Annotated in this window: 9 protein-coding genes; 8 read left to right on the forward strand and 1 reads right to left on the reverse strand. The window is 64.3% G+C overall.

What is annotated here, in order from left to right; all coding sequences use genetic code 11:
• Positions 1–101 precede the first annotated feature (101 nt).
• From E0L17_RS06565 to E0L17_RS06600, 8 genes are all read left to right on the forward strand, one after another.
• Complete coding sequence (locus E0L17_RS06565; protein WP_167930461.1) at positions 102–1,382, forward strand: adenylosuccinate synthase; 1,281 nt, start codon at positions 102–104, stop codon at positions 1,380–1,382.
• A gap of 18 nt (positions 1,383–1,400) precedes the next feature.
• Complete coding sequence (locus tag E0L17_RS06570) at positions 1,401–2,276, forward strand: DegV family protein (protein WP_167930462.1); 876 nt, start codon at positions 1,401–1,403, stop codon at positions 2,274–2,276.
• 47 nt (positions 2,277–2,323) lie between these two features.
• Entirely contained in the window at positions 2,324–3,610 is a 1,287-nt protein-coding gene (purD, locus tag E0L17_RS06575; RefSeq protein ID WP_206109041.1) for a phosphoribosylamine--glycine ligase, read from the forward strand.
• A 171-nt stretch (positions 3,611–3,781) separates the two neighbouring features.
• Positions 3,782–4,876 carry a DUF8462 domain-containing protein gene (locus tag E0L17_RS06580; protein WP_286163340.1) on the forward strand — a complete coding sequence of 365 codons (1,095 nt, stop codon included), beginning with the start codon at positions 3,782–3,784 and terminating at the stop codon, positions 4,874–4,876.
• 112 nt (positions 4,877–4,988) lie between these two features.
• Positions 4,989–5,276, forward strand: a complete 288-nt coding sequence (locus E0L17_RS06585) for a nucleotidyltransferase family protein (protein WP_353652957.1) — start codon at positions 4,989–4,991, stop codon at positions 5,274–5,276.
• The gene (locus E0L17_RS06590; RefSeq protein ID WP_167930463.1) at positions 5,263–5,703 is read left to right on the forward strand and encodes an HI0074 family nucleotidyltransferase substrate-binding subunit; all 441 of its coding nucleotides are present in this window, start codon (positions 5,263–5,265) and stop codon (positions 5,701–5,703) included. Before E0L17_RS06585 ends, E0L17_RS06590 begins: the two co-directional genes overlap by 14 nt.
• Positions 5,704–5,747: 44 nt before the next feature.
• Positions 5,748–6,482, forward strand: coding sequence for an NUDIX domain-containing protein (locus tag E0L17_RS06595; protein WP_167930464.1), 735 nt, complete (start codon positions 5,748–5,750; stop codon positions 6,480–6,482).
• A gap of 284 nt (positions 6,483–6,766) precedes the next feature.
• Positions 6,767–8,962: a Spy0128 family protein gene (locus E0L17_RS06600; protein ID WP_167930465.1), complete on the forward strand. Its 2,196-nt coding sequence runs from the start codon at positions 6,767–6,769 to the stop codon at positions 8,960–8,962.
• Between the two features lie 254 nt (positions 8,963–9,216).
• Here E0L17_RS06600 and E0L17_RS11235 read toward each other — a convergent pair whose 3' ends face one another.
• The gene (locus E0L17_RS11235) at positions 9,217–11,397 is read right to left on the reverse strand and encodes a MucBP domain-containing protein (protein ID WP_167930466.1); all 2,181 of its coding nucleotides are present in this window, start codon (positions 11,395–11,397) and stop codon (positions 9,217–9,219) included.
• Between the last annotated feature and the right edge of the window lie 183 nt (positions 11,398–11,580).

An 11,580-nucleotide genomic window follows, 5' to 3' on the forward strand; every position in this document is an offset into this window, starting at 1 on the left:
ACGCCTGTCCCCTGCGCACGGCCGCGGCGCGAGCCAAATAAACCTGACGCCAGTGGCATATAATGTAGATTCGTATGTGAATCGCGACGAGAGGGACACTCATGTCGGCATCAGTGCTCGTGGGAACTCAGTGGGGCGACGAGGGCAAGGGCAAGGTCACCGATCTCATCTCCGGCGACTTTGACGTGGTCTGCCGCTACGCCGGCGGCGCCAACGCCGGTCACACCGTCATCGCAAACGGAAAGAAGCTGGCCCTGCACCAGGTTCCCTCCGGCGTCATGTACGAGGGCACCTACCCCGTGATCGGCAACGGCTGCATCGTCGACCCCGAGATTCTCCTCTCCGAGATTGACATGCTCGCCGAGCAGGGCATCTCCGCCGAGCGCCTCAAGATCTCCGGCAACGCGCACATCGTCATGCCCTATCACAAGGACCTCGACGGCGCGCACGAGAAGAAGCTCGGCAAGAACCTCATCGGCACCACCAAGCGCGGCGTCGGTCCCTGCTACATGGACAAGATGAACCGCACCGGCCTGCGCATCCAGGACATGCTGGACGAGAAGATCTTCCGCGAGAAGCTCGAGAGCGCGCTCGCCTACACCAACCCCATCCTCGAGAAGGTCTACGAGCTGCCCACCTACACCGTCGAGCAGATCTGCGAGACCTACCTCCCCTACGCCGAGCGCATCCGCCCCTACATCGTGGAGAGCAGCCTCTTCCTCAACGAGCAGCTGGAGGGCGGCAAGAACATCCTCTTCGAGGGAGCCCAGGCCACGATGCTGGACATCGACCACGGCACCTACCCCTTCGTCACCAGCTCCAACTGCACCGCCGGCGGCGCCGTCACCGGCTCGGGCGTCGGCCCCACCAACATCGACCGCGTCCTCGGCGTGGCCAAGGCCTATCTCACGCGCGTGGGCTCGGGCCCGTTCCCCACGGAGCTCTTCGACGAGATCGGCGACAAGCTCGGCGAGGTCGGCCACGAGTACGGCGTGACCACCGGGCGCAAGCGTCGCTGCGGCTGGTATGACGCCGTCGTGGTCAACTACGCCGCCCGCGTCAACGGCCTCACGGACCTCGCCATCACCAAGCTCGACGTCCTCGGCTGCCTCGACGAGATCAAGGTCTGCGTGGCCTACGAGTGCGATGGCGTGGAGTACCACACCGTGCCCGAGCACCAGAGCGTCTTCTACCACGCCAAGCCGGTCTACGAGACCCTGCCCGGCTGGAAGTGCGACATCTCCGGCATCCGCAACTTCTACCAGCTCCCGCGCGAGGCCAAGGACTACATCGACTTCCTCGAGCAGCTTGCCGGCGTCCGCGTCTCCATCATCACGGTGGGCCCGGACCGCGAGCAGACCATCGACCGCTACTGGCACTAGCGTTACGGCACAAGCGACGTGTCCGAGAAGAACTTCGCCATCGTCTGTGATATCGGGTGTGACCTCCCCGCGCACTATCTCGAGCGCATCGGGGCCGTCATCATGGACAGCTGTGCCGAGATGCCCGATGACGAGGAGCTGACGGCGCGCTACGCCAACGCGTACCGCGCGCTTGCAAAGAGCGGCGTGACGCAGATCGCCGCCGTCCACTCCTCGTCGGCCTTCTCCTCGGAGGTCGTCTGCGCCTGCAGGGCCGCCGCGTCGTGCGTGGACGTCGCCGAGGTGCGCGTCATCGAGTCGGCCGCGGCCAGCGCCGCGACGGGCATGGTGGTCTTCAGGCTCGCGTGCTTCCGCGAGGACGGGGCCTCCTTCGAGGAGGCGACCACTGCGGCGCGAGAGCTCGCCGAGCAGGTCCGACTGCTCGTGATCCCCTCTCGTGCGCCGCGCTTTCCGGAGCGCCGCGCCCACCGCAGGGGAGGCGCGCTCATCAGGCGGGCCACCTCCTCCATCAGGGTCCGCCTTTCCGGAGAGCGTGCTCTCTACCTGCTCTCGCGCGGCGATCTCACCCAGCTCGCCCGCTCGGCGGACCTCTCCGACCTCACCGGTCGCCTCGCGCACGCCATGAGCGCGGTGGCCACCGCCGAGGGGCCGCTCGTCTACGCGTGCGTGGAGGCGGGAGACGAGCGTGCCCTGCGCGCGCTCATGAAGCCGCTCGACACCAACGAGTTCGACTCCGAGTGCCTGGGCACGCTCCTCATGACGGAGGGCGTGGAACACGTCGTAGGCCGCGGCTCGGTGGGCGTCGCCTTTGCTCCCGCCGCTCACTACTGGCGTGACCCCAGGGACAACTCATCTGCAGGAGACGGCCTGGAGCAGCCGGAGCGCCACCCGTAAGGCATCCGGCGGCCGTCAGGGAACTGCCCGAAAAAGGAGGCATCCTCATGAACAGCCAGAAGATCGACATCCTGCTTCTTGGGTCCGGCGGCCGCGAGCACGCACTTCTCGCCAAGCTCGCCGAGTCGCCGCGTGCGGGCAAGCTCTACGTTGCCCCCGGCAACGGCGGCATGAACGCCATGGCAACCCCCGTCGAGGACCTGGACATCAACTCTCCCGTCGACGTTGCCCAGTGGGCCAGCCAGCGAGGAATCGGCCTCGTGGTCATCGGTCCCGAGGCGCCGCTCGTGGCGGGCGTTGCCGACGCCGTGCGCTCCGCCGGCATCCCGTGTTTTGGCCCCAACGGCGCCGCGGCCCAGATGGAGGGCTCCAAGAAGTTTGCCAAGCAGGTCATGGCCCGCGCCGGGGTCCCCACCGCTGCCTATCGCAGCTTCACCGACGAGGAGACGGCCGCCGCGTACGTGCGTCAGGTCGGGGGCCCCGTGGTGGTGAAGGCGGACGGCCTCGCCGCAGGCAAGGGCGTGATCGTGGCCAAGACCACCGAGGAGGCGCTCGAGGGCGTGCACGAGTGCTTCTCGGGCGCGTTCGGCGACGCCGGAGCCACCGTCGTTGTTGAGGAGACCCTCGAGGGGCCGGAGTGCTCGCTGCTGGCGCTCACGGACGGTACGACCGTGGTGCCGCTCGCCACCTCGCAGGACCACAAGCGCGCCCTCGACGGGGACAAGGGCCCCAACACCGGCGGCATGGGCGTCTACTCGCCCGTTCCCGAGCACCTCGTCTCCGCCGACGAGCTGGCCACGATGGTCGAGATAGAGAAGAAGGTCGTGGCCGAGCTCGCACGCGAGGGCATCACCTACTCCGGCTGCCTCTACGGCGGCTTCATGCTCACTGAGGACGGCCCCAAGGTCCTGGAGTTCAATGCACGCTTCGGCGACCCCGAGACGCAGGTCGTGCTGCCGCGTATGAAGGCTGACCTCGTGAGCGTCTTTTTGGCCTGCGACAGCGGCGACCTGACCGAGGACATGGTCTCCTGGGACGACGACTGGGCCGTCTCGGTGGTCCTCACCTCTGCCGGCTATCCCGGCAGCTATGAGAAGGGCAAGGTCATCACCGGCATCGAGAAGGCCGAGGAGATGGAGGGCGTCACCGTCTACCACGCCGGCACCGCCGAGAAAGACGGGCAGATCGTCACCTCCGGCGGCCGCGTCCTCGACGTCACGGCCGTGGCCCCCACCTTTGAGGAGGCCCGCGCCAAGGCCTATGCCGCCTGCGACCTCATCGACTTCGAGGGCAAGACCTTCCGCACCGACATCGGACTGCGCGCCATCAAGTAAAAGCGACGCGGGGACGGAGGAGCTGTCACGCCTTCGTCCCCGCGTCTTTTCTCGGCTTTGCTAATCTTGCTAATCTTTGCTAATCTTGCTAATCTTTGCTAATCTTGCTAACCTTTGCTAATCTTGCTAACCTTTGTCACCTTGTTGAGGTGGCGGATGCAGGGGGAAGAAATGCCGAGAAGAACAAACCCATTCAAGCCGACGGCTGGTATGAACCCGCCTGAGCTCATCGGCAGGGACATGATTCTCGATGACTTTTCCGAGGCACTTGCGAATGGGGTGGGCGCCCCGGACCGCCTGATGCGCATCTCGGGAGTCCGCGGCGTCGGTAAGACCGTCCTTCTCAACGCCCTTGGGGACATTGCCCGAGCGAATGGCTTTGTAGTGGTCGATGTTGCTTCGAACGCAGGCTTCTGCGACAGGATTCTCCACGCGCTTACAGGACGAGGGGAGATAAGCTCTCTGACCATCTCTCCTTCGATTCTGGGGATGGGCCTCGGGTCGGCAGAGCTTGCCCGTCCCGCGACGCAGCTCGGGGAGGCCATGCTCACAGCTTCGAAACGGTCCGGCCTTCTCGTTACGCTCGACGAGATTCAGGACGCCCCTATTGACGAACTCCGAGAGCTGGGGAACGAGATACAGTTGCTCATCCGCCAAGGAGCGAATGTGGCCTTTGCCTTTGCGGGGCTCCCCACCGCAGTTGATGGAGTGGTTGGTGTCGACACGCTCACGTTTCTTCAGAGGGCACGACATGTTGAGCTGACGAGACTCAACGATGCCGAGGTCGAGGAGTCGCTCGCGGAGACGATTCGGCTTGGCGGCTCATCGGCCGCTTCGGGGGTGCCTACGCTGCTTGCCGACGCGGCATCTGGATATCCCTTTATGGTCCAGCTCGTTGGGTATTACGCATGGCAGTCTGCCGCTAGGAGAAAATCCGATGAGATTGGTACCGAGGATGCCCGGAGGGGGATTTCTCTGGCGCGGAGAAACTTCGACGGAATGGTGATAGAGCCTGCTCTGCGTCGACTTTCCCCAAGGCAGCTTGAGTATCTCGTTGCCATGGCAGAATGCGAAGGGGATGTCGTCTCCAGCGGTGAGGTGGCCGAGCGAATGGGTCTTGCCGCACGGGATGTGGGATCATATCGCCGCCGCCTGCTTGACGCCGCCCTCATCGAGCAGGTCGGCTATGGCAAGGCTGCGTTCTCTATACCCTACATGCGCGATTACCTGCGCGAACACAGAGATGAACTTATGAGCCTCGCCTGAGGCGATCTCATCGTCGCCATTCACGTTCTTCTCGTCTTTTGCGGCTCACACGAAGGGCGTGTACCATCGATGCAATGATCGGTCTTGATGAGCTGGTGGAGGTGGCGCGCCGGTGGTCCCCATCGAAGAGGTGTACGCGCAGATTGCCGATATGGCCGCTCGCCACGAGGCCGCTCGGGTGACGCTCTTCGGATCTCGCGCCAGGGGCACCGAACTGCCAAAGAGCGATATAGACATTGCGGTTGAGGGATGCTCCGACTTTGCCGGGCTTTGGGATGACCTGCAGGAAAACCTCTGGTCACTCCTCAGGGTCGACGTGGTGAATCTCGACGACGAGGTGTCGGAGGAGCTTCGACGGGAGATAGCGCGCGACGGGAGGGTCCTATATGAGAAAGTTTGAAAACTACGACGCCTCCCTCAAGGTGCTGAGGGAGGCCCCAAGTCAGGACTTGAGCAACGAATTCGTGCTCGGCGGGGTCATTGATAAGTTCTCGCTTCAGTTCGAGCTTGGGTGGAAGCTGCTCAAGGCGCTTCTTGCGTATGAGGGAAGCTCCGTGTCCGCAACTGGATCGCCGAGAGACATACTTAAGGAAGCGTTCCGGTATTACGACTTCATGGATGACGCGTTGTGGCTGAGCATGCTCAGGGATAGAAATAATACGGCGCACGTGTACGATGCCCGCGCCGCTCGCAGGCTTGCGGATACCGTCATCGGCGTGTACCTACCGGAGTTCGAGCGCCTGCGCGACGGTCTTCTCGCCAGATATGGCGCAATGCTGATGGAACCGGATGCCGCTGCCGCGATGACCTCGCATGACGTAGAGTAAGGAGGTCGGGCCACCCGGCCCCGTTACTTGCCGAGGAGGTTTTCATGGCAGACATCGACGAGGCTGCAGCGCAGGAGGACGTCAGCTCCGCGCTTGACGGCATCAAGGACTCCGTCGCCGCGTTCACGTATGACGGCGACCGTACACTTCAGGACCATCTCTCCGGCGCGCCTGAGGAGCGTGACCTCGTGCTCGGGGACGATGACCCGCGCGACGCGGGCCTTGCCGAGCGTCCCCTCACCGAGGACGTGGTGTGGACCGGCCGCATCTTCAACGTCGACCGTCTGCAGGTTCAGCTTCCCGACGGCCGCACCGCCATCCGAGACGTGGTGCGCCATCCCGGCGCCGTCGCCATCGTCGCGCTCACCGACGAGGGGCGCATCTGCCTCGTGCGCCAGTACCGCACCGCCCTCGGTCGCGTGACGGTGGAGATTCCCGCCGGCAAGCTCGACCCCGGCGAGGATCCGCTCGAGTGCGCGAGCCGCGAGCTTCTCGAGGAGACCGGCATGATCGCCGAGAAGATCGCCTACCTCACCACCATCGCCACCTCGGACGGCTTCACCGACGAGCTCATCCACATTTACATGGCGACGGGCCTCAGCTTCTCCAAGTCCAGCCCGGACGCTGACGAGTTCATCAACGTCGACCTTGTCGAGGTGGGCGAGCTCGTGGATGCCGTCCTCGACGGGCGGATCGAGGATGCCAAGACCGTCGTGGGCGCTCTGCTGTGCGATGCCATCTCCCGCCGCCTCGAGGACGCGGTTGTGGACGAGGAGTAGCGTTCTGCGACATTGATGTATCACCCGCACGAGGAGGGGACGTGCTCTGCGGAGCGCGTCCCCTCGTACATACGGCGACCCTTATAAAATAAATTAGTAAATCAAAATTGCATCATTACCACATGACGCAGCGTCGTTGTAAAGGGATTTCTTTACATCTATGGGTTGTCTAGCATGGACATACGTATGCAGACGTCTCACCTATATTGCTACTAAATTAGTAACAATTAAGGAAGGCGAAACGCGCAAGGCGGTTAGGCCGACGAGCTGAGAAAAGGAGCGTCATGTATAGGAAGAAGAGGGCGGGAGGGTCAGTCCGGCTGTGCGCCTTCGTGCTGATGCTGGCAATGGCCTGCGTCGCCATGGTTATCGCACCACAGCGGGCGCGCGCCGAGAGCGTCGAGGACCACGTGGTGCAGACGAGCGCCCCGCGCACCACGCGCGTCGACATGTTCGATTACTGGCTCCAGGACCAGCACGCGGTTGACTACGCCTACTACAACCAGCCTGGGTTCAAGGAGCAGGGCATCAACATCGGCCATAAGCTCCTCTTCATGTACTCCACGAGAGGGGAGAGCGGCATCAACGAGTGGCATGCCGGCAGGCCATACCTCGGAATCGTCCAGAGCACCTTGGACGAGAACGGCTACCCTCGCCTTTCCGAACAGTATGGCGGGGAGTCCCTCGCGTACCTGTTCGACGGAAGCGACGAGTCGAGCGGCCAGCCGGGAAAGGCGGTCTACCCCAACGCGACGGGTCTCTTCCAGCTTGATGGTGACGGCTACTACCACTTTGACTCCCAGAAGGAGTTCGCATCGTTCGACCCGCTCTCCGGAACGTTCCGCGTCTATGACACGTGGGGCGTCAAGGCGTCAAAGCTGCTCTCGTCCAACCACGACGGGCAGTTCTTCCCATTCGATCGTGCCGAGACGGTGTTTGACGTCGCCGACGGCTCTCTGGTGCAGAGGGACGTGACGCCCACCACGACGAACCTCGACACGGAGACAAACCCGTCACCCTCGCTCAACCACTGGTTCGGCATGAAGGTCACCTCCGAGGTCTATCAGCGCGAGGGCGGGACGGTCGGCGGCAAGCCCATCACCTACGAGCTCACCGGAGACGACGATGTGTGGGTCTTCATCGATGGTGTTCTCGTGGCTGACATGGGCGGCATTCACGGCGCACGCTCCATACAGATCAGCCTTCAGACGGGCTCTGTCAACGTCTTCGAAGACAGAAACGGTGACGGCACGTGGCAGCAGGGGGAGCAGCGCTATAACAACCCAAGCACCGATACGCTCCGGGAGTGCTTCCGCGCCGCCGGGCGCGAGGATGCCACGAGCTGGCAGGGGGACACCTTCGCGGACGAGACCGAGCACACGGTCAAGCTCTTCTATCTCGAGCGCGGCAGCGGCTCCTCCAACCTCAAGATGCGCTTCAACCTGGCTGCCGACCCCGACCCCGCGCCGCGCGCGGCGATGCGCCTGGTCAAGACGCTCACGGGTGCGGATATCCAGGACGGGTTCTTCTCGGCGGTGCTCACTCCCGTGACGTCCGATACGGCGACGGCTGCAGAGGCGGCGCAGAAGCTCGGAGGCGTGGACGCAGAGACGGGCGAGAAGAACGTCGGCTTCCCGGCGGCGGCGCGCAACGAGGACGGTGTGGCAACCTCTTCCGTTGACCTTCTCTCCGATGCGGAGTTCGGCGCCGACGACGTGGGCAAGACGTTTGCCTACGAGGTGCGCGAGCTCGTGCCCGACCAGGTGCCGACGGGCTATACCTACGACGCCTCCTCCTACCGCCTGGCCATCTCCGTGACGCGCTCCGGTGCCGTCATCTCCGTGACGGAGCGGCTGAGCGACGAGGGCGGGGATGTCATTGCGGAGGCCAGCTATACCAACGAGGCCGACTCTCGTCAGACCCCCGTCACCGTGACGTTTGAGAACGCGTATGCTCCGCTCCCAACGGGCATCGTCCTGCGCGCCGCGAAGGTCCTCAACGGTCGGGAGCTCCGGGCGGACGAGTTCACGTTTGAGCTTCGCGAGGGAGGCGTGGTCCTGGACACGCAGACCAATGCGGCTGACGGTAGCGTGACTTTTGACCGAATCGCCTACGACCAGCCGGGCGAGCATGACTATCAGATTGTCGAGGTGCCCGGAGACGAGAAGGGCGTCACCTACGACGATAGCGTCTACACCGTCCACGTGAGCGTTGCGGATGACGTGAGCCGGGGTTCGCTCGTTGCTACGTGGTCGTACAGCACCGCCGGCGCGCCCGTCTTCCACAACGCCTACTCCGAGCCCACGCTGTCTGCGGGCGGCGGGACGGATCGCGCGTCGACTTCCTCCGGACAGGCCGCCGCGGCCCCCGCCGCTCATCCCGTTCCCGACACGGGGGATGCCACCACGCCCACGGTCCTTCTCGTTCTTCTCGCACTCGGTGTCGCTGCCTTTGTCGCCGCACGGAGGCTGAGCCGCTGATCGGATTCCCCTTGTCAGGCGTCATAAGAAGTGGGCGGCCAGTTCCGGATGGCGGGGAACCGGCCGCCCTTTGCAAGGGGGGTGTCGGGTGTTTGTGGGTCAGCCTCGTCTGGTACTCCCTTCCGCATCAAATCTGTCCGCGTCGTTTTGGCACTTTTGGGCGTTCATAAGGGCCGCAAAGTGCCAAAAAACCGCGGCCAGATTTGATGTCGGCGTCGCGCGCCCGGAGCCGGGGCGAGAAGGACGTCCGCGCGTCAGCCTCGCCTGCGAAGCGCACCGCCGAGAAGCGCAGCGACAGCGCCGGAGGCTCCGAGCACGATGCCCATGCCGGCGGGTTCGCCGGTGTTGGGCAGCGGCTTCTTTCCGCGCTTCTTGACGGCCTGACCCGTGTTGCCGGTCGGCGTGCCGCCGTTCTTCTCGCCGCCCTTTCCTCCGTCGGGCGTCGGCTTGGTGTCCGGCTGCTTCTTCTTTGCGTACTCATAGGTGACCGTCGTCGTTCCCTCTACGATCGATCCGCGCGCGTTCTGCGGCGTGACCACGAGCTCATACCCGTCGAAGCTGCCGGGCTGGGTCTCGTATCCCTCGCCCACGGCGTGCTGTGAGGTGGCATCGTCCATCAAAGGCGCGCCTGTGTCGTGGTCGACGTGGCGGACGACGAGGCTCCCGTACGTGATGGGCACATACTCGAGCACCACGACCTGCGGCTCGTTGGCAAAGGCGCCGTGCATGGGGGCAAAGTCCGGAGAGGCGGAGTCAAACGCATAGCCCCCGAACTGCTTCTTGAGCGCCTCCGCATCGTAGGGCTCGCCGGTGGCTCCGGTGAGGATCTCAGGGTCGGCGAGGTAGTTCTCGGTTCCCTTGACGCGATAGCGTACCGTTACGCGGCTGCCCTTCGTGGAGCCCGTCACCTTGCCGTCGGGGATGTCCGTCTTGATGTTGACGGACGACCCCGTATGGGAGTTGGAGTCGGCGGCCTTGCTCTTCTCAAAGGTGATGGGAGGGCACTGCTTGCCCTCTGCCACGTCCTCGCTCGTGCAGGTGGGAATCTCCTGGATGTAGTAGGAGGCGGCGTTCCGGTAGAGCGGGTTGTTCTCGTTGTTCACGAACTTGGAGTCGCGTACCGGCTTCATGCTGTATGCGATCCGGTAGCGTCCTCCGACGCCGTCCTGCACGTTGTTGGGAAGATTCTGGATGACGATCTTGAAGCCCATGCCCACGACGCCCGCGTTGTCCGCCGTGGAGAGCCCGGAGCTGCCTCCGGCCGTCGTCTCGTCGATGAGCTTCTGCTGCTCAGCCGTGAGCTGCTGGCCGGCCGGCACGGTGACGAGGATGTTCTGCGGGGTGGAGACGGGGCTGATCGAGGTCTGGTACTCCTCGGGCAGCGCGCGGCGCTCGCCCGGGTAGCGCGGGTCGAGGTGCGTGATGGGGTGCGAGACCTCCTCGTAGGTGGCCTGCCTCGTCTGCTCCTGCCCCTCGCGGTCGGCGAGGAAGTAGACGTCGTACATCCAGATCTGGAAGTCGCCCACCTCGGCGGTCGAGGGGTCGGTGGTGCCCTTGGTGACGTTGTAGTAGGGGGTCGCGGTGTAGGTGGTGTACGCCGAGGCCCCGTAGATGTCGCTGCCGACCATGTTGTAGAGCTTGAACTCGCGGTCCCAGCGCATGTTGACGTCAGGCGTGTCGTACACGACGAGCTCGTTCACCGGGGAGAGCAGGGTGTTGATGGCCAGCTCGTAGAAGAGCGTGCCGTCGGGCTGCAGGCCGCCGCGGTACTTGCTCATGTAGGCGCTCGTGGGCGCCGAACCCTGCGGCTCGAGCGCGCGCAGCGTCATCTGCTGGTCAGTCTTCTGCCCGTTGACGGTCAGATGGTACGTCACGTCGACGTACCTGCGCCCCTCGGGCGTCTCGTGGATGCGATCAGAGTCCCCGTTGTTTGCAAACCACTCGTAGATGTAGCGCGCGCTGCGCGTGAACGGGATGGACGAGAAGACGCAGCGCACCTCCGACTTGCCCTCGGCCGCCTCGGTGAAGGTCAGGGTGAGGGTGTTGCTGTCCGACCAGGCTATGGTGGCGATCTCCTCGTCGGTCTCGTCGTCGAGGACGGTGCGGAACTCCGCCTTGTCGCTGTTGTAGACGTACCAGAACCTGCTGGCGAAGGAGTCGTCCGGGACCAGGCCAAAGGAGAAGGTGTCCCCTGCCTTGAGCGGCGCGCTCGGGTCGTGCGCGATGGTGAGCGTCGCGGAGAGGCCGATGTCCGAGTTGAAGCCGCCCTTCTCGGGGGTGTAGCCACTGTCCGGGGAGAGGAGGTTGTCATAGCCGCCACCCCGCGCCGCCACGTCCGTGAGGTTGGCGACGCTGCCGATCTCTGCGGCGTGCGCCGCTCGCGGAGCGGCCAGCGTCCCGGCCGCCGCCACGAGCGAAAGTGCGAGAAGAACCACCGCCCCCAATGCCGTTGTTCTGTGTTTGAGTCGTGTTTTCATGGCAATCCTTTCAGTGGGCTTGTAGGTGCCAGAAAGGATAGATGGCGACGCAGGGTCGTCTGCCAGCCTCGTTTCTGCAGGAGGCCCAGTTGGAGCTCTGGGCGGCCTGGCTTACCGGAGTCTTACCGCATGGTTACCGGC

Origin of the sequence: Olsenella sp. SW781 (assembly GCF_012027725.1) — a bacterium.
Taxonomy (GTDB): domain Bacteria; phylum Actinomycetota; class Coriobacteriia; order Coriobacteriales; family Atopobiaceae; genus Thermophilibacter.

Bases quoted from the DNA above. Each gene is read 5' to 3' on its own strand.
- E0L17_RS06590 (WP_167930463.1), top strand. From the start codon at position 5,263: ATGAGAAAGTTTGAAAACTACGACGCCTCCCTCAAGGTGCTGAGGGAG.
- E0L17_RS06580 (WP_286163340.1), top strand. From the start codon at position 3,782: ATGCCGAGAAGAACAAACCCATTCAAGCCGACGGCTGGTATGAACCCG.
- purD (WP_206109041.1), top strand. From the start codon at position 2,324: ATGAACAGCCAGAAGATCGACATCCTGCTTCTTGGGTCCGGCGGCCGC.
- E0L17_RS06595 (WP_167930464.1), top strand. From the start codon at position 5,748: ATGGCAGACATCGACGAGGCTGCAGCGCAGGAGGACGTCAGCTCCGCG.
- E0L17_RS06565 (WP_167930461.1), top strand. From the start codon at position 102: ATGTCGGCATCAGTGCTCGTGGGAACTCAGTGGGGCGACGAGGGCAAG.
- E0L17_RS06600 (WP_167930465.1), top strand. From the start codon at position 6,767: ATGTATAGGAAGAAGAGGGCGGGAGGGTCAGTCCGGCTGTGCGCCTTC.